The sequence below is a fragment of the Nocardioides sp. Soil805 genome, from assembly GCF_001429625.1.
Taxonomy (GTDB): Bacteria; Actinomycetota; Actinomycetes; order Propionibacteriales; family Nocardioidaceae; genus Nocardioides.
Genome location: NZ_LMSU01000006.1, coordinates 1 through 21,572 on the forward strand (window position 1 = coordinate 1; position 21,572 = coordinate 21,572).

Annotated in this window: 21 protein-coding genes; 17 read left to right on the forward strand and 4 right to left on the reverse strand. The window is 71.9% G+C overall.

Annotated features, from left to right (window positions below; translation table 11 throughout):
* The 16 genes from ASG94_RS22065 to secA form a co-directional block, all read left to right on the forward strand.
* Positions 1-381 (forward strand): hypothetical protein (locus ASG94_RS22065; RefSeq protein WP_442938535.1); only part of this gene is annotated, 381 nt, incomplete at its 5' end.
* 194 nt (positions 382-575) lie between these two features.
* Positions 576-980 carry an HNH endonuclease signature motif containing protein gene (locus ASG94_RS19600; protein WP_056928181.1) on the forward strand — a complete coding sequence of 135 codons (405 nt, stop codon included), beginning with the start codon at positions 576-578 and terminating at the stop codon, positions 978-980.
* Positions 981-1,155: 175 nt separating this feature from the next.
* Positions 1,156-2,547, forward strand: coding sequence for a phosphomannomutase/phosphoglucomutase (locus ASG94_RS19605; protein WP_056928182.1), 1,392 nt, complete (start codon positions 1,156-1,158; stop codon positions 2,545-2,547).
* Positions 2,544-2,708 (forward strand): Trm112 family protein, encoded by a 165-nt coding sequence (locus ASG94_RS21480; protein ID WP_082624389.1) that lies wholly within the window; start codon positions 2,544-2,546, stop codon positions 2,706-2,708. Before ASG94_RS19605 ends, ASG94_RS21480 begins: the two co-directional genes overlap by 4 nt.
* A 4-nt stretch (positions 2,709-2,712) precedes the next feature.
* A complete protein-coding gene (locus ASG94_RS19610) occupies positions 2,713-3,750 on the forward strand; it encodes an SIS domain-containing protein (protein ID WP_056928183.1) in 1,038 nt (345 codons plus the stop codon).
* Positions 3,751-3,836: 86 nt separating this feature from the next.
* Complete coding sequence (locus tag ASG94_RS19615; RefSeq protein WP_056928184.1) at positions 3,837-4,121, forward strand: hypothetical protein; 285 nt, start codon at positions 3,837-3,839, stop codon at positions 4,119-4,121.
* Positions 4,122-4,246: 125 nt separating this feature from the next.
* The gene (locus ASG94_RS19620) at positions 4,247-5,434 is read left to right on the forward strand and encodes a DUF808 domain-containing protein (RefSeq protein WP_056928185.1); all 1,188 of its coding nucleotides are present in this window, start codon (positions 4,247-4,249) and stop codon (positions 5,432-5,434) included.
* Positions 5,435-5,527: 93 nt separating this feature from the next.
* Entirely contained in the window at positions 5,528-6,985 is a 1,458-nt protein-coding gene (gene ahcY, locus ASG94_RS19625; protein WP_056928186.1) for an adenosylhomocysteinase, read from the forward strand.
* A 15-nt stretch (positions 6,986-7,000) separates the two neighbouring features.
* Positions 7,001-7,705 carry an MtrAB system response regulator MtrA gene (mtrA, locus tag ASG94_RS19630; RefSeq protein ID WP_056928187.1) on the forward strand — a complete coding sequence of 235 codons (705 nt, stop codon included), beginning with the start codon at positions 7,001-7,003 and terminating at the stop codon, positions 7,703-7,705.
* 23 nt (positions 7,706-7,728) lie between these two features.
* Positions 7,729-9,360, forward strand: a complete 1,632-nt coding sequence (gene mtrB / locus ASG94_RS19635) for an MtrAB system histidine kinase MtrB (protein WP_056928188.1) — start codon at positions 7,729-7,731, stop codon at positions 9,358-9,360.
* Positions 9,357-11,084, forward strand: coding sequence for an LpqB family beta-propeller domain-containing protein (locus tag ASG94_RS19640; protein ID WP_056928189.1), 1,728 nt, complete (start codon positions 9,357-9,359; stop codon positions 11,082-11,084). Before mtrB ends, ASG94_RS19640 begins: the two co-directional genes overlap by 4 nt.
* Before the next feature lie 65 nt (positions 11,085-11,149).
* A complete protein-coding gene (locus ASG94_RS19645; protein WP_200958209.1) occupies positions 11,150-11,917 on the forward strand; it encodes a ComF family protein in 768 nt (255 codons plus the stop codon).
* A gap of 375 nt (positions 11,918-12,292) precedes the next feature.
* Positions 12,293-12,907: a ribosome hibernation-promoting factor, HPF/YfiA family gene (gene hpf, locus ASG94_RS19650; protein ID WP_056928190.1), complete on the forward strand. Its 615-nt coding sequence runs from the start codon at positions 12,293-12,295 to the stop codon at positions 12,905-12,907.
* 49 nt (positions 12,908-12,956) lie between these two features.
* On the forward strand, positions 12,957-13,649 hold the full coding sequence (locus ASG94_RS19655; RefSeq protein ID WP_056928191.1) for a response regulator: 693 nt from the start codon (positions 12,957-12,959) through the stop codon (positions 13,647-13,649).
* 101 nt (positions 13,650-13,750) lie between these two features.
* On the forward strand, positions 13,751-14,971 hold the full coding sequence (locus ASG94_RS19660; protein ID WP_056928192.1) for a winged helix-turn-helix domain-containing protein: 1,221 nt from the start codon (positions 13,751-13,753) through the stop codon (positions 14,969-14,971).
* A 69-nt stretch (positions 14,972-15,040) separates the two neighbouring features.
* Positions 15,041-17,899 (forward strand): preprotein translocase subunit SecA, encoded by a 2,859-nt coding sequence (gene secA, locus ASG94_RS19665; RefSeq protein WP_056928193.1) that lies wholly within the window; start codon positions 15,041-15,043, stop codon positions 17,897-17,899.
* Positions 17,900-17,991: 92 nt separating this feature from the next.
* Here secA and ASG94_RS19670 read toward each other — a convergent pair whose 3' ends face one another.
* Together ASG94_RS19670 and ASG94_RS19675 are read right to left on the reverse strand one after the other, a co-directional pair.
* Positions 17,992-18,531, reverse strand: coding sequence for an Rv3235 family protein (locus ASG94_RS19670; protein WP_056928194.1), 540 nt, complete (start codon positions 18,529-18,531; stop codon positions 17,992-17,994).
* 44 nt (positions 18,532-18,575) lie between these two features.
* The gene (locus ASG94_RS19675) at positions 18,576-19,250 is read right to left on the reverse strand and encodes a LysM peptidoglycan-binding domain-containing protein (RefSeq protein ID WP_056928195.1); all 675 of its coding nucleotides are present in this window, start codon (positions 19,248-19,250) and stop codon (positions 18,576-18,578) included.
* An 89-nt stretch (positions 19,251-19,339) separates the two neighbouring features.
* Between ASG94_RS19675 and ASG94_RS19680 the strand changes: the two genes are divergently transcribed.
* Positions 19,340-19,870, forward strand: coding sequence for a hypothetical protein (locus tag ASG94_RS19680; RefSeq protein ID WP_056928196.1), 531 nt, complete (start codon positions 19,340-19,342; stop codon positions 19,868-19,870).
* Between the two features lie 61 nt (positions 19,871-19,931).
* Here ASG94_RS19680 and ASG94_RS19685 read toward each other — a convergent pair whose 3' ends face one another.
* Together ASG94_RS19685 and ASG94_RS19690 are read right to left on the reverse strand one after the other, a co-directional pair.
* Positions 19,932-21,146 (reverse strand): glycoside hydrolase family 16 protein, encoded by a 1,215-nt coding sequence (locus ASG94_RS19685; protein ID WP_162260845.1) that lies wholly within the window; start codon positions 21,144-21,146, stop codon positions 19,932-19,934.
* Positions 21,147-21,248: 102 nt separating this feature from the next.
* Positions 21,249-21,569, reverse strand: a complete 321-nt coding sequence (locus ASG94_RS19690; protein ID WP_056928198.1) for a sec-independent translocase — start codon at positions 21,567-21,569, stop codon at positions 21,249-21,251.
* Positions 21,570-21,572 lie beyond the last annotated feature (3 nt).

Consider the following 21,572-nt stretch of genomic DNA (forward strand, 5'->3'; position numbering starts at 1 on the left):
AGTGCGGACAAGCGGCACGTCACCTTCGACACCCAGCAGGCCTCCTACGACGGGACCATGGGGCTCGAGGCCAGCCTGGAGATCCCCGACGCCCTCGCGTTGGCCGCGGCGGTGAAGTCCGGTGCCGAACACCTGGCCAAGCTGGGCTCGACCGACACCGTCGACGGCAGGCGCGCCACGGCCCTGGGTGACCTCGCTCGACACCAGCTCACCATCGGCTTCGACGACGACGGTGACGCAGTGGTCGAGGGACATCGGACCCCGCAGCCCGCTGCTCCCGTGACGCAGGTCGTGCTCCACACCCACCTGTCCGCCGACGCCATCACCCACCACGACCAGACGGACACACCAGCTCACCATCGGCTTCGACGACGACGGTGACGCAGTGGTCGAGGGACATCGGACCCCGCAGCCCGCTGCTCCCGTGACGCAGGTCGTGCTCCACGCCCACCTGTCCGCCGACGCGATCACCCACCACGACCAGGAGATCAGAGAGGCGCTGGTCGGGCGGATCGAGCAGGCCGGACGACGGCTGCTGTCGGTGGAGCATCCGCGCCTGGTGCGGACGCCCCGACGTGGCCGTGGTCGTCAAGCCGGTCATCGACCTCCGCGAGCGACTCGAGTGCCGCGGCTACGAGCCCACCGACAAGATCCGCGAGCACGTGATCGTCCGTGACGGGACGTGTGTGTTCCCGTGGTGCGGCCGCAACGCGAGGCGTTGCGACCTCGACCACATCGTGGCGTACGACCACGACCACCCCGACGAGGGCGGCCCGACGTCCACCGACAACCTCGCCGCCCTGTGCCGCCGGCACCACCGGCTCAAGACCTACGGCCGGTGGCACTACGAGATGACCGAGCCAGGCGTCTTCACCTGGACCAGCCCGCTGGGCGTCACCTACCTGCGCGACCACACCGGCAGCCGAGGTACCGGGCGCACGTGGAGCGAGCCCGGCACCGCCCACCCGCCGGACTCCTGACCACCACGCCCCGCACCCCGCCCGAGCAGCACACGGCGGGGTCACCGGCGCGTCCGCCGGTCGGCCCAGCGGGCGTTCGCCCACCGGCGCGCGCCGGAGCCGGCCTTGCACCTCCGGGACGGCCGCCCGCCACCGCCGTACCCCCGCGACGCCCGCGACGTCTAGGCTGCCGACCATGCCCGAGACCCCCACGTCGTCCACTCTCGACGCCGCCAACGTCGGCGCCATCTTCAAGGCGTACGACGTCCGTGGCACCGTCCCGGACCAGGTCGACGAGGCGCTGGCCCATGCGACCGGCGCCGCCTTCGTCGAGGTCGTCGGCGCCCCGGTGATCGTGGTCGGGCACGACATGCGACCCAGCTCGCCCGGCCTGGCCGGCGCCTTCGCGGCAGGTGCCACCGCCGCCGGCGCGGACGTGGTGATGATCGGGCTGGCCAGCACCGACCAGCTCTACTTCGCCTCGGGGCACCTCGACCACGCGGGCGTGATGTTCACCGCCAGCCACAACCCCGCGGCGTACAACGGCATGAAGATGTGCCGGGCAGGGGCCGTGCCGATCGGCTCGGAGACGGGCCTGGCCGAGATCAGCGACAGCGTGGTCCGCGGCGGTCACGAGCCGGCGCGCGAGACGGGCAGCATCACCGAGGAGGACGTCCTCGAGGCCTACGCCGCCCACCTGCTCACCCTCGCCCCGGTCACCGGTCGGCGCCTCAAGGTCGTCATCGACGCCGGCAACGGGATGGCGGGCCACACCGCCCCGGCTGTCTTCGAGCGCATCGGCGCGGACCGCATCGAGCTGGTGCCCATGTACTTCGAGCTCGACGGCACCTTCCCGAACCACGAGGCCAACCCCATCGAGCCGGCCAACCTCGTCGACCTGCAGCGGCGTGTCCTCGACGAGAAGGCCGACATCGGCCTGGCGTTCGACGGCGACGCCGACCGCTGCTTCCTCGTCGACGAGAAGGGGCGCGCGGTCTCGCCCTCGACGCTGACCGCCCTGATCGCGTCCCGCGAGCTGGCCAAGGAGCCCGGCGCGACGATCATCCACAACCTCATCACCAGTCGCGGCGTGCCGGAGATCATCTCCGAGCTCGGCGGAGTCCCGGAGCGCACCCGGGTCGGCCACTCCTACATCAAGGCGACCATGGCCGAGACCGGGGCGATCTTCGGCGGCGAGCACAGCGGGCACTTCTACTTCCGCGACTTCTGGCGTGCCGACTCGGGGATGCTGGCCGCGCTGCACGCGCTCGCCGCGCTGGCCGAGACCGAGCGCCCGCTCAGCGAGCTGCTCGCCGACTACGAGCGCTACGTCGTCAGCGGCGAGATCAACTCCACCGTCGCCGACCAGGCCGCCGTGGTGGCGACGATCGAGGCGGCGTACGCCGGGCACGACGGCGTCACGACCGACCGCCTCGACGGCCTCACCGTGACCCACGAGGACTGGTGGTTCAACGTCCGCCCGTCCAACACCGAGCCGCTGCTGCGGCTCAACGCCGAAGGACGCGACCGCCCCACCATGGAGCGGATCCGCGACGAGGTCCTCACCACCATCAGGAGCGACGCGTGAACATCGACCCCCAGCTGCTCAAGATCATCGTCTGCCCCGACTGCCACGGCGACCTCCGCGAGGAGGGCGACGAGCTGGTGTGCACCGCGTGCGGCCTGGCCTACCCGGTCCGCGACGACATCCCGGTGCTGCTCGTCGACGAGGCCCGCAGGCCGGGCTGACGTCATGACGTGGTTCGACGAGGCCAGGCTCGACGACGAGCAGGTGCTGGCGGCCCACGACCTGCGGCTGCGGACCCTCGCCGAGAGCGGCGCCCGGGTCCGGCGTGAGTCCCACGACGCCTCCGCCGCGACGGCCGAGGCGATCGCCGGACAGGTGGGGATGGACCAGCCCCGCGCCGTCATCGCTGCAGGACCCGACTCCCGCCTGCTGCGGGCGGTGCTGGAGCCGTGGTGCCCGGTGCCGTTCGTGGCCTGGCCGGCGGCGGGCCTGCCCGGGTGGGCGGGCAGCCTCGACCTCGTCGTGATGCTCGCCCCCGAGGGGTCCGACAGCGGCTCGGCGTCCGCGGTCGCCGAGGCCGTACGCCGCGGCTGCCAGGTCGTCGTCGCCTGCCCGCCCACCTCGATGGTCGCCGAGCACGCGGCCGGTCGCTACACGACCGTGCTGCCGACGGTCACCGGTGACCAGCTCGCGACCGCGGTGGTGATGCTGGACTACCTCGCGCAGGTGCGCCTCGGCCCCCGTGCCGACGCCGACAGCGTGGCCACCGCCCTCGACGCCGTCGCCCAGGACTGCTCGCCCTTCCGCGACCTCTCCGTCAACCCGGCCAAGATGCTGGCCATCACGCTGGCCGACACCAACCCGCTCGTGTGGGGCGGCTCGGTCCTCGCGGCGCGTGCCGCACGCCGGGTCGCCGAGTCGATCCGTCGCGCGTCGGGACGCACCGCGCTCGCCGGCGACGCCGAGCACCTGGTGCCCGTCCTCGAGGCCGCCCGCCCGCGCGACGTGTTCGCCGACCCCTTCGCCGACCCCACCGACGCACCAGCCGACCTGCGTCCGCTCCTCGTCGTCCTCGACGACGGCGCCGAGGACCCGGCGGTCCGGGAGCAACGGGGCCGGCTCCGGGCCGCGGCCGCCCGCCGCGACGTACGCGTCGAGACCGTCAGCACCGAGGCGGCGACCGAGGTCGCGCGCTACGCCTCGCTCGTGCTCCAGGGGACCTACGCCTCGGAGTACCTCCGGATCGGCTTCGTCGAGGACTGACCCCACCCGGGGAGGGGGGCGGGTTTGAATCGGTGGAGCCCACCTGCCACGGTGGAGGGGTCCCTGACCTCATCGGAAGGAGAGCCATGCTCACCCTCACCGAGAACGCCAGCACGATCGTCCGCGAGATCACCACCCAGGCGGGCGGCACCGACGACGCGGGCCTGCGCATCGCCCTCGAGACGACGCCCGAGCCCGCCTTCGCGATCACCTCGACCGACGGCCCCCAGCCGGGCGACGCCAGGCTCGAGCAGGACGGCGCGACCGTCTACCTCGACGCCGGCTCGGCGGAGGTGCTCGACGACAAGGTCCTCGACGCCAGCGTCGACACGGAGGGCGCCGTCCAGTTCGCCCTCGGCACCCAGGGCTGAGACCCAGGGCCGAGACGCAGCACGCACGTCCACGCGAGGGCGGCCGGGAGTCATCCCGGCCGCCCTCGTCGTGTGTCGGCACGCCGATAGGCTGCCCGCGTGACCGACTCGAGGGAGACCGCCTGATGGCCGCAGGACTCTTCGCCCTGCTCGACGACGTGGCCGCGCTCGCGCGCGTCGCCGCAGCGTCCGTGGACGACGTCGGCGCGGCCGCCGGCCGAGCCAGCGCCAAGGCGGCCGGCGTGGTGGTCGACGACACGGCCGTCACCCCGCAGTACCTGCACGGCTCCGCCGCCGAGCGCGAGCTGCCCATCATCAAGAAGATCGCCCTCGGGTCGCTGCGCAACAAGCTGCTCTTCATCCTGCCCGCGGCGGTGCTGCTGGGGCAGTTCCTCCCGCAGCTGCTGCCGCTCATCCTGATCTTCGGTGGTGGCTTCCTGGCCTACGAGGGCGCCCACAAGGTGTGGGAGAAGGTCGGCGGGCACCACCCGGAGGCCGAGGAGGAGATGGCCGCCCCGGGGGAGTTCACCCCCGAGCACGAGGCCCGCACGGTGGCCGGCGCCATCCGCACCGACTTCATCCTCTCCGCCGAGATCATGGTGATCGCGCTCAAGGAGGTCGTCGGCTCCGACCCCGACGCGAGCATCTGGATGCGCGCGATCGTCCTGGCCGTGGTGGCCGTCCTCATCACCGTCCTCGTGTACGGCGTGGTCGCGCTCATCGTGAAGATGGACGACGTCGGCCTGCACCTGACGCAGAAGGACTCCGGGCTCGCCCAGAAGGTCGGCGCCGGCCTGGTCGGGGCCATGCCCCGGCTGCTGAGCGCCATCTCGCTGATCGGCACCCTGGCCATGCTGTGGGTCGGTGGTCACATCTTCCTGGTCAGCCTCTACGAGATCGGCGGGCACGACGGGCTCCTCGAGGGCACCGGGCTCGGCGACGCCCTCCACGCGCCGTACGACGTCGTCCACCACTGGGAGGTCGCGGTCCACGACGCGGTCGGCGGGGCCCTCGGCAGGCTGGCCGGCTGGGTGGTCAACACGCTCGCCTCCGCGGCCGTCGGACTCCTCGTCGGGGCCCTCGTGCTGCTGGCCCTCCGGGCCCTCGGTATCGGTGGCGGCCACGGGGACCACGGGGGCCACGAGGGCGGCGACGAGCACGCCGACACCGGCGCCGAGAAGGCCGCTGGGAGCCCGGCGCCGGCCCCCACGGAGGCGCCCGCACAGGCCCCGCCAGCGCCCTCGGTGGAGGCGCCGGAGGGGGGCCCCGTCGCACGCCGCGAGGGGCCCGCCGAGGATTCTCCGAATCTGTGATCCCGGTCCTACGCTTCTGAGGTCCGCGTGGGAGATCCCGACGACGCACAGATGTGCGGCGCAGACAGCTCCACAGACTTCAGGAGACAACCGATGGACTTCAACGTCGCCGACCTCAGCCTGGCCGAGTACGGCCGCAAGGAGATCGAGCTCGCCGAGCACGAGATGCCCGGGCTGATGGCCATGCGCGAGCGCTACGGCGCCGAGCAGCCCCTCGCGGGCGCCCGCATCGCCGGCTCGCTGCACATGACGATCCAGACCGCCGTCCTCATCGAGACCCTCGTGGAGCTCGGTGCCGACGTGCGCTGGGCCACCTGCAACATCTTCTCGACCCAGGACCACGCGGCCGCAGCCGTCGTCGTGGGCCGTGACGGCACCGCCGAGGCACCCCAGGGCACGCCCGTCTTCGCCTGGAAGGGCGAGTCGCTGGCCGAGTACTGGGACGAGGCCGAGAAGGTCTTCGACTTCACCGACGCCGACGGCAACCCGGTCGGTCCCAACGTCCTGCTCGACGACGGTGGCGACATCACGATGCTCCTGCACCTGGGCGTCGAGTACGAGAAGTCCGGTGTCGTGCCGCCCCTCGACAGCACCGACAACGAGGAGTTCAAGGAGGTGCTGCGCGTCCTGGCCCGCTCGGTCGCGACCAAGCCGCAGCACTGGACGAACATCGCCAAGGACATCAGGGGCGTCTCCGAGGAGACCACCACCGGCGTCCTGCGCCTCTACGACCGCTTCCGCGAGGGCACGCTGCTCTTCCCGGCGATCAACGTCAACGACTCGGTCACCAAGTCCAAGTTCGACAACAAGTACGGCTGCCGCCACTCGCTGATCGACGGCCTCAACCGCGCCACCGACGTCATGATCGGCGGCAAGGTCGCCGTCGTCTGCGGCTACGGCGACGTCGGCAAGGGGTCCGCGGAGTCGCTGCGCGGCCAGGGCGCCCGCGTCATCGTCACCGAGATCGACCCGATCTGCGCCCTGCAGGCGGCCATGGACGGCTACGAGGTCAAGCGCCTCGAGTCCGTCGTCGAGACCGCCGACATCTTCATCACGACGACCGGCAACTTCGACATCATCACGGTGGAGCACTTCCACAAGATGAAGCACCAGGCCATCGTCGGGAACATCGGCCACTTCGACAACGAGATCAACATGGCGGGCCTGGCCAAGATCCCCGGCATCGTCAAGGACGAGATCAAGCCGCAGGTCCACCAGTGGATCTTCCCGTCCGAGGACGGCCAGCCCGGCAAGAAGATCATCGTGCTGTCCGAGGGTCGCCTGCTCAACCTCGGCAACGCGACGGGTCACCCGTCCTTCGTCATGTCGAACTCGTTCACCAACCAGGTGCTGGCGCAGATCGAGCTCTTCACCAAGGCCGACGAGTACGAGCTCGGCGTGCACGTCCTGCCCAAGCACCTCGACGAGGAGGTGGCCCGTCTCCACCTCGACGCCCTCGGTGTCGAGCTGACGGAGCTCACCAAGGAGCAGGCCGCCTACCTCGGTGTGGACGTCGCTGGGCCGTTCAAGTCCGACCACTATCGCTACTGAGGCAGACTTGGGGGCATGACACCTCCACCCGAGCAGCATCCCACCAGGGGCAGCATCCTGGTCGTCGACGACGACTCGTCCCTGGCGGAGATGCTCTCCCTCGTGCTGCGCCAGGAGGGTTTCGAGAGCCAGGTCGTCGGTCGCGGTGACGAGGCCCTCGAGGCCTTCCGCAGCTTCCGCCCCGACCTGGTCCTCCTGGACCTGATGCTGCCCGGCAAGGACGGCATCGACGTGTGCAAGGAGATCCGCGCCGAGTCCGGCGTGCCGATCGTGATGCTCACCGCGAAGGGCGACACCGTCGACGTGGTCGTCGGCCTCGAGTCCGGGGCCGACGACTACATCGTCAAGCCGTTCAAGCCCAAGGAGCTCATCGCCCGGATCCGGGCGCGCGTACGCCGCTCCGAGCCGCCCACGTCCGAGGCGCTCACCATCGGCGACCTGGCCATCGACGTGTCGGGTCACTCGGTCACCCGGGCGGGCACGGCCGTCAACCTCACGCCGCTCGAGTTCGACCTGCTGGTGTGCCTGGCGCGCAAGCCGTGGCAGGTGTTCACCCGCGAGGTCCTGCTCGAGCAGGTCTGGGGCTACCGGCACAGCGCCGACACCCGGCTGGTCAACGTGCACGTGCAGCGGCTGCGCTCCAAGGTCGAGCACGACCCCGAGAACCCCGAGATCGTCGTGACCGTGCGCGGCGTGGGCTACAAGGCCGGCACGGCCTGAGGGCCGGGACGCAGCCGGCGACCATGTCCTACCTCTCCTCGACCCCGAGGCTCCAGCAGACCGTCGACCGCGTCTCCTACGCGCTGCGACGGGCGCTGACGTTCTGGCGCCGCTCGGTGCAGGCGCGCGTCGTCGCGTCCACCGTGCTGCTCTCGGCGCTCGTCGTGAGCATCGTGGGATGGCTGCTGATCCAGCAGACGCGCGAGGGACTGCTGGAGAACAGGGTCGACCAGGTCGTCGCGGAGGCCGAGAGCGAGACCGCCCAGGTGCGGGCCCAGCTCGCCGCGACGGTCGGCACGGACGTCGACGAGGCCGGTCAGCAGGAGGACGTGGTCGGGCCGCTCAGCACCCGCGGCGCTGCGCGCGGCTTCGCGGTGATCCTGTCCCCGGCGATCGGCTCCGGCAACCGGCTCGAGGACGGTGGCGCGAAGTTCACCCAGGGGCTGGACATCGCGAGCGTCCCCGAGTCGCTCCAGCAGCACTTCGAGGAGCCCGCGGCCACGGCCTGGACCTACACCGGCATCACCACGACGCGGGCGATCGCGGGCCTGCCCCAGGGCCCGGGGGTGGTCGTGGGCACCCAGGTGACGTTGCCCGCGGACGACCACACCTACACCCTCTACTACCTCTACTCGCTCGACGAGGAGCGCCAGACGCTGGCGCTGGTGACCCGGGCCCTCCTGACGGCGGGGGTCCTGCTGCTGCTGCTCGTCGCGGGCCTCGCGTGGCTGGTGGCCCGCCAGGTGGTCACCCCGATCCGGATGGCTCGCCGGGTGGCCGAGCGGCTGGCCGCGGGACAGCTCCAGGAGCGCCTGCGGGTCACCGGCGAGGACGACCTGGCCCGGCTGGCGACCTCCTTCAACCAGATGGCGTCCAACCTGCAGCGCCAGATCCGGCAGCTCGAGGAGCTCAGCCGGCTCCAGCGGCGGTTCGTCTCCGACGTCTCCCACGAGCTGCGTACGCCGCTCACGACGGTGCGGATGGCCGGCGACGTCCTCCACGACGCCCGGGTGAGCTTCGACCCCGTCACCGCGCGGGCCGCGGAGCTGTTGCAGCTCGAGCTGGACCGGTTCGAGACGCTGCTCGCCGACCTGCTCGAGATCAGCCGCTTCGACGCCGGCGCCGCGGTGCTCGAGGCCGAGGACGTCGATCTCGTCGACGTCGCGCGCCGGGTCGTCGACATGACCCGCGCCCTGGCCGAGCAGCGACACACCCGGGTGGTCGTCGACGCGGCAGACGGCCCGTGCCTGGCCGAGGCCGACCCGCGTCGCGTCGAGCGCATCGTGCGCAACCTCGTGACCAACGCCATCGACCACGCCGAGGGACGCGACATCCGCCTGCTGGTGGCCGGCGACGACCACTCGGCCGCGATCGCCGTCCGCGACCACGGGGTGGGCCTCGCGCCGGGCGAGTCCGCGATGGTGTTCAACCGCTTCTGGCGCGCCGACCCGGCCCGGGCCCGCACCAGCGGCGGCACCGGTCTGGGCCTGTCGATCTCCCTGGAGGACACCCACCTCCACGGTGGCTGGCTGCAGGCCTGGGGCCGACCCGGGGAGGGCGCCCAGTTCCGCCTGACCCTGCCGCGCCGGCTCTCGCAGCCGCTGCGGCACAGCCCGCTCCCGCTGGTGCCCCACGACGCCCTGGAGTCGGCGTGAGACGGCCGGCCGCCCTCGTCGGCGTCCTGACGGTCGTGCTCGGCCTGTCGGCGTGCGTGCGCATGCCCACCGACGGCCCGGTGACCCAGGTGCAGGCGTCGACCGAGACCGCACCTCCGCCCGGCGTCGACTTCGACCCCAAGCCGCCGCAGCCGGGCGAGTCCGCCTCCGAGATCGTGACCCACTTCCTCGAGGCCATGAAGGCACGGCCGATCACGACCAGCGTCGCGCGACAGTTCCTCAGCCGGGACGCCCAGCGCGACTGGCGACCCGACGACGCCATCGTGACCTACGGCGAGCTCGGCGACCCGGTGGGCGGGGACCTCCTGGTGCAGGTGCCGCTGAGCACGATCAACGAGTACGACGACCGGGGCGCCTGGCAGCGCTCGCGCGACGCAGTGACCCTGCAGCTCGGGCTCACCTCGGAGGACGGCGAGTGGCGCATCTCGGAGGTCCCCGACGCGCTGGTGGTGCCCGAGTCGTGGTTCGAGGACTCCTACCGTCGCGCCTCGCTCTACTTCTTCGACCCGACGACCCAGATCCTGGTGCCCGAGCCCGTCCACATCCCCGAGGGCGACCAGGTGGCCTCCTCGCTGGTCCCCAGCCTGCTGCCCTCGGAGGCCATGGACCCACGCATCGAGCGCACCTACTTCCCCGAGGGCTTCACGGCGCGCCCGGTGCCGATCACCTCGGCCGGCATCGCCCAGGTCGCCCTCGACGGCGACTCCACCGCGATCGACGAGACCACCAGCCAGCTGATGCTGACCCAGCTCATCTGGACGCTGCGCCAGGAGGAGCGCATCCGGGCCGTGCAGCTCACCATCGGGGACCGCGAGCTCAGCCTGCCCGGGGGGGCCACCCAGGTGGACCTCGACGTCGGCAGCGCCTTCGACCCGACGGGTGCCCAGTCCACCGGTGACGTGTTCGGCCTCGTGGACGGGCGCGTCGTACGCGGCTCCGCGTCCTCCCTGGGCGACACCTCCGGGCCGATGGGCACCGAGCGACTCGGCGTCCGCAGCATCGGGGTCAACCTCGACGGCACGCGCGTCGCGGGTGTCTCCGGCGACGGGAGGGCGGTGCTGGTGGCGCCCGTCGACGACGGCGACAGCGCCGTGCAGGTGGTCAGCGGCGCCCGCAATCTGCTGGCGCCCGCCTGGGACTTCGCGGACCGGACGTGGCTGGTGGACCGCAACGGCGGCAGGGCCCGGGTGCTGGTGGTCACCGGCACCCGCGCGCGCACCGTGCGGCTGCCGGGCGTGAGCGGGCGCGACGTCGAGGAGTTCCTGGTCTCCCGCGACGGCAGCCGCCTGGTGGCGGTGGTCGCAGGCACGTCGGGGGACCGGGTCGTGGCCGGCCGGATCCTGCACGACGACCAGGGCCGGGTGCTGGGGGCCGGCGGGACCCGCACCCTCGCCTACCAGCCCGACGCCTCGGGCCAGGTGCGCGACATCGCGTGGCGGTCCCCGACGACGGTCTCGGTGCTCTCCGACATCACCGACGACCTGTCCCAGGTGCGCACGGTGTCGGTCGACGGCGCGCCGGGCGAGGTCGTCACGTCGGGCTCGGGTCGCGTGCGGGGCGCCTTCCGTCGTCTCGTCGGCTCGCCGGTCGAGGGGGCGCCCGTCTACGCGGTCGCCGGCGAGGACGTCATCGACCTCACCTCCCCGACGCGACCCCTGGCCACCCTGCCGTCCGGGGTGACCTCACTGACCTACGTCGGCTGACCGGTCCCTCCACAGGCCGGCGGCCGGACCTTGAGGACCGGCCGGCCGGCTGGTCCGATGGGGCCGTGCGTGACGCCGCCCTGGACCTGCTGCTGGGGAGCAGCTGCGTCGGTTGCGCGCGGCCGGGACGGATGCTGTGCGCGGGCTGCCTGGCCGCGCTGCCGGCGACGGCCTCGGTGGCCTGGCCGAGCCCGGTGCCGGCCGGGCTGGTGACTCCGTGGGCCGCAGGGGAGTACGCCGACACCCTGCGGGCCCTCGTGGTCGGGCACAAGGACCGGGGGCAGTGGTCCTTCGCCCGCGTGCTGTCCGGGCTGCTGGCCGCGTCGGTCCGTGCTGCCGTCGGGCCGCCCGACGACGTGCCCGTCGTGCTCGTGCCGGTGCCGTCGCGACCGGGGTCCAGCCGCCGTCGCGGCTACGACGCGACCGGGACCCTGGTCCGGGGCGCCGCGCGCCTCCTGCGTCGTGAGTCGTACGACGCCCTCCCGGGCGCCCTGCTCGTGTCCCGCGGGGGAGTGCGGGACCAGAAGGACCTGACGGCGAGCGAGCGGGCCGCCAACCTCGCCGGGTCGATGTGCTGCCCGGCACCCGGCCTGCGGCGCCTCGCCGGACGGCGTACCCGGGCCCGCGTCGTGCTGTGTGACGACGTCCTGACGACCGGCGCCACGGCCCGCGAGGCCCAGCGCGCGCTCGGCGCGGTCGGGCTCGACCCGGTCGCCGTGGCGGTCGTGGCGGCCACCCGGCGCCGCCTCCCGGCGGGCGGCGGGGCGCCGGCGAGCGCGCATCCGTCCGAATCCGCACCCCCCTCCCTTGGCCCATCCCAAGGGAGGGGCTAGCGTCTGTGCATGGAGTCCGTCCGGGTCCGTGGTTGCGTCACCCGGACCCCTGTGCGCCCGTCCGCGGCCGCGCAGGACACCGGGTGGCAAGCCGATGCCAGTCGCAGGCGAAACGGCCCACGTAAGGCTGGAGACAGCCGATCACGGTGCGGCTTAGACGTAAGTCCTGCCTCGCAGCCGTCGTCAGACACGACGGTGGTCGGGAGAGGGCCGGTAGTGACATCCAAGTTGCAGAAGCCCCAGCAGGCGACTGTGGGGACGAAGACCAGGTCGGCCGGGCGGACTCCATCCCACCGGTCCCAGACGCCGGGGACAGCCCCGTCGTCCGCAGGGCTCGGCGGGCCGATGAAGTAGTCCTGCTACCAGGAGGTTCACATGGATGTTGTGGTCACCGGACGACACTGCGAGGTGTCGGAGAGGTTTCGTGAGCACGTCTCGGAGAAGCTCGCCCGGCTCGAGAAGCACGACCACCGCATCATGCGGGTACAGGTCGAGGTCGAGCAGGAACGCAACCCCAGGCAGCACGACCGAGCGGTCCGCGTGGAGCTCACCGCGTTCTCCAAGGGACCCGTGATCCGCGCCGAGGCCGCCGCCGAGGACAAGATGGGCGCCCTGGACCTGGCCCTGGACAAGATGGCCGCCCAGATGCGCCGCGCCGCGGACCGCCGCCGGGTGCACCACGGCCGGCACGCGCCCGTCTCGGTGGGGCAGGCCCTCGCCGACATCGCCGAGCCAGCCGTCCCCGAGGACGAGGAGGTCGTCACGGAGCGGCAGGTCGGACCGATCACCGTCACCGGCGACGGACCCCTGGTGGTGCGCGAGAAGTCCCACGGCGCCACCCCGATGACCCTCGACACGGCGCTCTACGAGATGGAGCTCGTGGGCCACGACTTCTACCTGTTCGTGGACAAGGACAGCGAGCGTCCCTCGGTCGTCTACCGCCGACGCGGCTACGACTACGGCGTCATCTCCCTCGACCTGGACCGCTGAGCGACGCACTCGTTGCCTCGGTCGCCCCGAGTTCTGCAATGATGCCCGGGTGACCGAGGCAACGAGTGTCCCAGGTGAAGCCGCGCACGAGCCGATCCGCGTCCTGGTCGTCGACGACCAGGAGCTGTTCCGACGTGGTCTGACCATGCTGCTCGCGCAGGACACCGACATCGAGGTCGTCGGCGAGGCCGACGACGGGATCGCGGGCACCGAGCTGGCCACCACGCTGGCCCCCGACGTCGTGCTGCTCGACGTCCGCATGCCGCGCCGGACCGGGGTCGAGGCCTGCCGCGCCATCAAGGAGGCCGTGCCGTCGGCCAAGATCATCATGCTCACCGTCTCCGACGAGGAGGGCGACCTCTACGAGACCGTCAAGAACGGCGCCTCCGGCTACCTGCTCAAGGACTCCTCCATCGAGGAGGTCGCGCAGGCCATCCGCGTCGTCAACGAGGGCCAGTCGCTCATCAGCCCGTCGATGGCGGTCAAGCTCATCGACGAGTTCAAGCAGATGTCCAAGCCCGACAAGCAGCAGAGCACCGCGCTCAAGCTCACCGAGCGCGAGCTCGAGGTGCTGCGCCTCGTCGCCCGCGGCCTCAACAACCGCGAGGTCGCCAAGGAGCTGTTCATCTCCGAGAACACCGTCAAGAACCACGTCCGCAACATCCTCGAGAAGCTGCAGCTCCACTCGAGGATGGAGGCCGTGATGTACGCGATGAAGGAAAAGCTGCTCGATCTGCCCTGAGGCCGGTCGAGGAACGAGACCGGACGCAGCAGGCAGGTCGGGTTGAGCAGCCGCGCGAGCGAGGTACGAGCTCGCGACCGGCGTGTCTAAACACCATCCACATGACGACTCAGTCCCTCTCGACCCTCCAGGCGCGGCGCATCGCCCTCGCCGCCCAGGGCTTCGCCGACCGGCCGCACGCCGTCCCCTCGATGCGCACCCTCGAGCGCACCCTGGCCCGCACCGGTGTCCTCCAGGTCGACTCCGTCAACGTGCTCCAGCGCGCCCACTACATGCCGCTCTACTCGCGGATGGGCGCCTACGACGTCGACCTGCTGAGGCGGGCCTCGCAACGGCGCCCGCGCCGGATGGTGGAGTACTGGGCACACGTGCAGGCCTTCATGCCGGTCGACCTGTGGCCGGTGATGCAGCACCGGATGGCCTCCTACCGCGAGGAGCGGGGCAAGTGGGGCTTCACCGCCGACCCCGCCCTCGAGCCGGGCGTGCTGGCGGCGGTCCGCGACCGCGGGCCGGTGACCGCCCGCGACCTGGAGGAGGAGCTCGCGGAGGGGCCGAGGACCAAGGAGCACTGGGGGTGGAACTGGTCGCAGGCCCGCAAGGTCCTCGACTACCTCTTCCTCGTCGGCGACGTCGCCATCGCCGGTCGCACCTCGCAGTTCGAGGTGCTCTACGACCTCCCCGAACGCGTCCTGCCCGCCTCGGTGCTGTCCGCGCCCACCCCCAGCAGGGCCGACGCCGACCTCGAGCTCGTCCGCCGCGCCGCCCGGTCGCACGGCGTCGCCACGCTGCGCTGCCTGGCCGACTACTACCGGATGGCGGTGGCGGACACGAAGGCCGCCGTGACGACCCTGCTGGAGTCCGGCGAGCTGGTCCCGGTCACCGTGCCCGGCTGGACGCGTGCGGCGTACCTGCACCGCGACGCGCGGCTGCCTCGCCGGGTGGGAGCCCGGGCGCTGCTCTCGCCCTTCGACCCGGTCGTGTGGGAGCGCTCGCGCGCCGAGACCCTCTTCGACTTCTCCTACCGCATCGAGATCTACGTCCCCGCGGACAAGCGCGTGCACGGCTACTACGTGCTGCCGTTCCTGCTGGGGGACCGCATCGTGGCCCGGGTCGACCTCAAGGCCGACCGCGCGACCGGGCGCCTGCTCGTCCGGGGCGCGTACGCCGAGCCGCACGCCCCCGCCGACGCCCCCGAGGAGCTGGGCGCCGAGCTCGACCGGCTCGCGGGCTGGCTCGGGCTGGGTGAGGTGGTGGTGGGGGAGCGCGGCGACCTCGCCGGTCCGCTGGCTGCCGTTGCGACCCTCGCTGGGAGGCGTGGGTAGCATGATCGACGGCCATCCGGCCGCCCGTACGTTGCACAACTCACTCTCACTCAACGGAGTCGCATCACCGTGCCTGCCATCATCGACAAGCTCCTCCGCATCGGCGAAGGCAAGATCCTGCGCCAGCTCGAGGCGATCGCCAAGGCGGTCAACGCCATCGAGGACGACTTCGTCTCGATGAGCGACGACGAGCTGCGGGGCATGACGGTGGAGTTCCGGGAGCGGCTCGCGAAGGGCGAGGCCCTCGACGACCTCATGCCCGAGGCGTTCGCCACCGTCCGTGAGGCCTCCAAGCGCGTGCTCGGCATGCGCCCCTTCGACGTCCAGATCATGGGTGCCGCCGCCCTGCACCTCGGCAACATCGCCGAGATGAAGACCGGTGAGGGCAAGACCCTGGTCGCCGTGCTGCCGTCGTACCTCAACGCCCTCGAGGGCAAGGGCGTCCACGTCGTCACGGTCAACGACTACCTCGCCAAGTTCCAGTCCGAGCAGATGGGCCGCGTCCACCACTTCCTCGGCCTGACGGTCGGCGTGATCCTGCCGTCGATGCGACCGGCCGAGCGCCGCGAGGCCTACGCCTGCGACGTCACCTACGGCACCAACAACGAGCTCGGCTTCGACTACCTGCGCGACAACATGGCCGACGCCATCGAGGACTGCGTCCAGCGCGGCCACAACTTCGCCGTCGTCGACGAGGTCGACTCGATCCTCATCGACGAGGCGCGGACCCCGCTCATCATCAGCGGCCCGACGCAGGACGAGGTCAAGTGGTACGCCGAGTTCGCGACGATCGCGCGCTCGATGCGCATCGACCACGACTACGAGGTCGACGAGAAGAAGCGCACCATCTCCGTCCTCGAGCCCGGCATCACCAAGGTGGAGGACCACCTCGGCATCGAGAACCTCTACGACTCGGTCAACACCCCGCTCATCTCGTTCCTCAACAACTCCATCAAGGCCAAGGAGCTGTTCCGCAACGACAAGGAGTACGTGGTCATGGACGGCGAGGTGCTCATCGTCGACGAGCACACCGGCCGCATGCTGGCCGGGCGCCGCTACAACGACGGGCTCCACCAGGCCATCGAGGCCAAGGAGGGCGTGACCGTCCGCGAGGAGTACCAGACCCTCGCCACCGTCACCCTGCAGAACTACTTCCGCCTCTACGACAAGCTCTCCGGCATGACCGGTACGGCCATGACCGAGGCCTCCGAGTTCGACAAGATCTACAAGCTCGGCGTGGTGCCCATCCCCACCAACAAGCCGATGGCCCGCGTCGACCAGGCCGACCTCGTCTACCGCACCGAGGAGGCCAAGTACCTCGCCGTGGTGGAGGACATCACCGAGCGCAACGCCGCCGGCCAGCCGGTCCTGGTCGGCACCGTGTCGGTCGAGAAGTCCGAGCTGCTGTCGGGCCTGCTGCGCAAGAAGGGCGTCCCGCACACCGTCCTCAACGCCAAGCAGCACGCCGACGAGGCCAAGGTCGTCGCCCTGGCCGGTCACAAGGGCGCCGTCACCGTCGCCACCAACATGGCCGGTCGAGGCACCGACATCATGCTCGGTGGGTCCGTGGACTTCCTCGCCGACCAGGAGCTGCGCAAGCAGGGCCTCGACCCGGTCGAGAACGTCGAGGAGTACGACGCCGCGTGGCCGGCGATGGTCGAGCGGATCAAGGCACAGGTCGCCGCCGAGCACGACGAGGTCAAGGAGCTCGGCGGCCTGTACGTCGTCGGCACCGAGCGGCACGAGTCCCGCCGCATCGACAACCAGCTGCGCGGTCGCTCCGGCCGTCAGGGCGACCCGGGCGAGTCCCGCTTCTACCTGTCCCTCGAGGACGAGCTGATGCGGCTCTTCAAGTCCGACTGGGTCGACCGCGTCCTGCAGGTGCTCAAGGTGCCCGACGACGTGCCGATCGAGAACAAGCGCGTCACCGGCGCCATCGCCAGCGCGCAGGGCCAGGTCGAGTCCCAGAACTTCGAGTCCCGCAAGAACGTCCTCAAGTACGACGACGTGATGAGCCGCCAGCGCGAGGTCATCTACGGCGAGCGCCGCCGGGTCCTCGAGGGCGCCGACCTCGAGCAGCAGATCCGCACCTTCGCCGACGACGTCATCGCGGGCTACGTCGCGGGCTCGACCGAGGGCTACGCCGAGGACTGGGACCTGGACCGGCTCTTCACCGCGCTCAAGCAGCTCTACCCGTGCACCCTCACCGAGCAGGGTGTCGAGGCGGCCGCGGGCGGCCGGGCCGGGCTGAGCCGCGAGACGCTCGTCGCCGACCTCCAGAAGGACATCCAGACGGCGTACGACGCCCGCGAGGCCGAGGTGGGCGAGGAGGTCATGCGCGAGCTGGAGCGGCGCGTCATCCTCTCCGTCCTCGACCGCAAGTGGCGCGAGCACCTCTACGAGATGGACTACCTGCGCGAGGGCATCTACCTGCGGGCCTACTCGCAGCGCGACCCGCTCGTGGAGTACCAGCGCGAGGGCTTCGACATGTTCACCGCGATGATGGACGGCATCAAGGAGGAGTCGGTCGGCTTCCTCTTCAACCTCCAGGTCGAGATCGCCGAGGACGGTGACGACGAGGTCGAGCACGTCCACGACCACGATCACGACCACGATCACGACCACACGCACGACCACGACCACGAGGTGGCGCCGGTCGGTGCCGCCCCGGCGATCGACATGGGCGAGGCCCAGGGCCACGCGCCGCAGTTCCGGGCCAAGGGCCTCGAGCGCAAGGAGCGGCCCACCAACCTGGCCTACTCCGCGCCCTCCGAGGACGGCGACGTCGAGGTCAAGGCCGAGGCCGTCGCGGACGAGTACGCCGGTGTCGGTCGCAACGACATGTGCCCCTGCGGGTCGGGCAAGAAGTTCAAGCGCTGCCACGGCGCGCCGGGCGGGGCCTCGGGTCGCGCCACGATCGGCGGCTGAGCGACCTCACGCACACGACGGCCGGACCCGCCCCCCGCGGGTCCGGCCGTCGTGGTCTTCGGAGCCGGCGGCCTCCCGGCTTGGTGTCGGCGTCAGCCGAAGACGAGGGCGACGCACTGCCAACGCCCGTCACGCGCCTCGAAGCGGGCGGCGAGGGCGCGGGAGCGCTGGCCGTGGCGCACCCGCGCGGAGACCTCGAGGGCGTCGGCGGCCACCAGGCTGGTGCGCACCGAGGCCACGGTGGGCCGGACCGCCCCGCGACCGCGTCCCACCGCGGGCGTGGTGCCGGCAGCCGCCGAGACGGTCGCGGCGCGCCGGCCCAGCTCCTGGTAGAGCCCGTGCTCGGTGTGCCGCAGCAGCTGGCTCAGCGGGCGGTCGCCCATGGCGATCTCCACGGCGGCACTGAGGTAGCGGTGCACGAAGGCGTCGAGGCGGTGGCGGCGCTCACCGTCGGCGTCGACCAGGTCGAGCCGGGGGGCGTCCAGCGCCGTGTCGGGCTCGGGAGGGTCGAGTCGGGGCGTCAGGTCGAGCGCAAGCGCACCCTGGACGCTGGCCACCGGGACCGGCCGTCGGAGCGGGATGACCTGGGCCTGGGTGCCGGGCCGGGGCCGGGCCTGCCGGGTGGTGGACATGTCGGTTCCTCTCCTCGTGGCGGACGTCGGGCGGTCGCTGCGGCTCATCGGTCGTCGCCCTCGTCGTCGGGGCCGGGCAGGTGCAGGCGCTGGCCGGGACGGATGAGGCTCGGGTCGGCGCCGATCTCGGTCCGGTTGGCGGCGTACACCGCGCGCCAGGCCCGGTCGACCTCGCCGGGCGTGGCGGAGCCGGGCAGCCGGGACGCGGCCAGCGACCAGAGCGAGTCTCCGGCGCGGACGACCACCTCGTCGCCGGCGGGCGCCTCGACGGTGGCGGGCCGGACGGCCACCGGCCGCGCGGTGGACGCGGGCCCGGTGGGGTGGCTCGCGGTGGCGCGGTCGGGGAGCGGCAGCCCCGCGAGTCGCTCGAGGTCACCGCCCTGGCCGGCCATCGCCGGGGCTGAGACCCCGGCCACCACGGCCGCACCGCAGGCGGCCAGCACCAGGCGTCGCGTGATCCCGTGCGGGTCGTGGGGGAGCCGCCCCCGGGCCAGGGCGAGCGTCGTCGCCGTGGTCACCAGCCAGAGCCGGGTGGCGCACCCGAGCAGGACCGCGGCGCACAGCGAGACCAGCAGGTCCTCGAAGCTGCGCCGCCAGGTCTCCTGGGAGGTCAGGGACGCGGCCGTCCCGGAGGCGAGCCACCACGTGCTCAGCAGGGCAACGGTGGCGGCGATCCAGACGACGAGGCAACGCCTCGTCGGTGAGTGTCCCCGAGACATCCCCGAACCTTTCGTTTGCGTGCGTTTGCTTCATTCAAAGCATCTTTACCTGGGGTGTCAACGGGTTGTGCACAGGCTAGGGTCGGGCCATGCGGTGGGAGGAACGGCTCTTCGAGCTCTTCGACGACCTCGAGGGACAGGCGTCGGCGTTGTACGACGTCGAGCGCGGCGCCGAGCTGGCCGACCGCAGCCACGCGGAGTACCACCACGTTGCGCTGGCCGGACGGCTCGTGGCATCCCTGGGGTCCCCGGTGGCCCTGGAGGTGGCCGGGGTGGGCCGGGTCGAGGGCGAGCTGCGGCGCACGGGCGACGGCTGGTGCCTGCTCAGCGGCCATCGGCAGGACTGGATCGTGCGTACGGCACGCATCCACGTCGTCCACGGCGCCTCGGAGCGCTCGGTGCCCGAGGTGGCCTGGTCACCGCTGCAGCGGCTGGGAGTGGGCTCGGCGCTGCGCCGGCTCGCCGAGTCCGGCGCGCGCTGCGTGCTGCACCTGGCCGACGGCGCGCAGCACGAGGGCGTCGTACGCCGGGTGGGTCAGGACTTCGTCGAGGTCGAGTCGCCGGCGGGGACGCGCCTGCTGGTCGCCTTCGACGGCATCGCCGCCGTGCAGTCGCGCTGAGGCGCGGACGGGACCGCACGCCACGCCGACGGGCGGAGGGGGCCGCCCGGGTCGGGAGAGGTCAGGGACCGGTCTCCCAGACGCGGACCCAGTCGACGAACATGTGCTGGGGAAGCCGGCTGTCCTTCATCTTCGGGATCTCGTAGTCCGAGGCAAGGATGCTGAGGATGGGGTACTGACGGGCCGAGGAGATGCCGCCGCGGACGCGGTAGGTCTCCTTTCCGTCGATGCGGAAGACGAGCACCTGCGGTGTCCACTCCACCGAGAAGACGTGGAAGTTCTTCGACCACCCGTCGCGCCGGCCCTTGAGGAACGACCTGAACTTCGTCATCCGTGCGCCGGTCTTGACCACGCTGTCGCCCTCGTATCGGTGGATGAACGTGCCCAGGCCGCCCCGGGGGTGCTCGTCGCCGAAGTACTCGATGACGTCGATCTCGTGGCCGGGGCCGCCCGGGTACATGCCCCCGACCGGCTGCATCCAGAAGGCGCCGTGCTGGCCACGCGAGTGGTGGAACTTCACGCGGGCCGCGGCGACTCCGTACCGGAAGGAGAAGGCGCCCTCGGTGCCGATGTGGCCCTGGAGGCGGTAGGCGAACCTGCGGCCGGGCCGGCCGCGCACCCCGGCCCGGCACCGGGTGGTCCTGCTGCGATCCCTGATGACGCTCAGCCGCACGGCACCGTTGCGCACCTGGACGGCCGCCGGGTCGCCCCGCGAGCATCGACGCAGGCTCGTCGGCTCGTAGCTCTGGCCCCGGTGGCTCCACCAGGGGGCCAGGGCGGTGCCCGAGAACTCGTCGCTCCACGTCGGCGGCCGCCAGCGCTCGGTGCTGACGGGGTCGCTCACCACCGCCTCGAGCCCCCCGAACTGGATCGCCTTCACGCGGTAGGTCAGCGGCTGGCCGTTGAGCGAGGCGGGGGCGGCGAACTGCGCGCGTCCGCTCCGGTCCTGCCTCACCTTGTCCACGTGGCGCCAGGTGAGGCCGCGCTGGACCTGGAGGCGCACCGGACGGCCGACCAGGACCGGCCTGACGGTGGCGGTGATGGCGGTCTTCGCCCAGCCGGCCGGAGCGACCCGCCGTCCCTGCTGGACGACCTGCGGCAGCGCCTGCAGGCGGACGCGCTGCGTGCCGGCGGTGTGGACCGAGGTGGCCGCGGCCGTGCCCCCGGCGGTGTCCTCGCCGGTGTCGTCCGCGGAGGCGGAACCGGACCACAGCAGGAGGGAGGCGGGAAGCAGCAGCAGGAGGATGCGGCACGCGAGGACGTGGCTGGCAGGCATGGAGGAGCTCATTTCGGGCGGCGTCGTTGGTCGTGCGACGCACACGAGCTCGTCCTGGTTGCCGGGTCGAGCGGTGTGCTCGCCAGCCGGTGCCGCGACCGGTCAGGTCGCGTCGACGTCGTACGGCGGCAGCTGGCCCTCCGCGAGCTCGGGCTGCGGCGCCGGGCGCGCCTCCTCGTCCTCCATCGCCTCGATGATGTGCTTGCGCACGATGTTGCGCGGATCGAGGTCGCGCAGCTCGAGGTCGGAGTACTCCGGGCCCAGCTCGGAGCGGAGCTCGTCGCGGGCCGTGTTGGCCATCTGGCGGGCCTTGCGCAGCATCAGGCCGGCCTGCTTGGCCATCACCGGGAGTCGCTCGGGCCCGAACACGAACACCGCCACGAGGGCGATGACGGCCAGCTCCAGCAGCCCGACGTCGAACATGGG

Bases quoted from the DNA above. Each gene is read 5' to 3' on its own strand.
- ASG94_RS19610 (WP_056928183.1), top strand. From the start codon at position 2,713: ATGACGTGGTTCGACGAGGCCAGGCTCGACGACGAGCAGGTGCTGGCG.
- ASG94_RS19660 (WP_056928192.1), top strand. From the start codon at position 13,751: ATGACGACTCAGTCCCTCTCGACCCTCCAGGCGCGGCGCATCGCCCTC.
- ASG94_RS19690 (WP_056928198.1), bottom strand. From the start codon at position 21,569: ATGTTCGACGTCGGGCTGCTGGAGCTGGCCGTCATCGCCCTCGTGGCG.
- ASG94_RS19670 (WP_056928194.1), bottom strand. From the start codon at position 18,531: ATGTCCACCACCCGGCAGGCCCGGCCCCGGCCCGGCACCCAGGCCCAG.
- ASG94_RS19605 (WP_056928182.1), top strand. From the start codon at position 1,156: ATGCCCGAGACCCCCACGTCGTCCACTCTCGACGCCGCCAACGTCGGC.
- ASG94_RS19680 (WP_056928196.1), top strand. From the start codon at position 19,340: ATGCGGTGGGAGGAACGGCTCTTCGAGCTCTTCGACGACCTCGAGGGA.
- ASG94_RS19615 (WP_056928184.1), top strand. From the start codon at position 3,837: ATGCTCACCCTCACCGAGAACGCCAGCACGATCGTCCGCGAGATCACC.
- mtrA (WP_056928187.1), top strand. From the start codon at position 7,001: ATGACACCTCCACCCGAGCAGCATCCCACCAGGGGCAGCATCCTGGTC.
- mtrB (WP_056928188.1), top strand. From the start codon at position 7,729: ATGTCCTACCTCTCCTCGACCCCGAGGCTCCAGCAGACCGTCGACCGC.
- ASG94_RS19685 (WP_162260845.1), bottom strand. From the start codon at position 21,146: ATGCCTGCCAGCCACGTCCTCGCGTGCCGCATCCTCCTGCTGCTGCTT.
- ASG94_RS19675 (WP_056928195.1), bottom strand. From the start codon at position 19,250: ATGTCTCGGGGACACTCACCGACGAGGCGTTGCCTCGTCGTCTGGATC.
- hpf (WP_056928190.1), top strand. From the start codon at position 12,293: ATGGATGTTGTGGTCACCGGACGACACTGCGAGGTGTCGGAGAGGTTT.
- ASG94_RS19620 (WP_056928185.1), top strand. From the start codon at position 4,247: ATGGCCGCAGGACTCTTCGCCCTGCTCGACGACGTGGCCGCGCTCGCG.
- ahcY (WP_056928186.1), top strand. From the start codon at position 5,528: ATGGACTTCAACGTCGCCGACCTCAGCCTGGCCGAGTACGGCCGCAAG.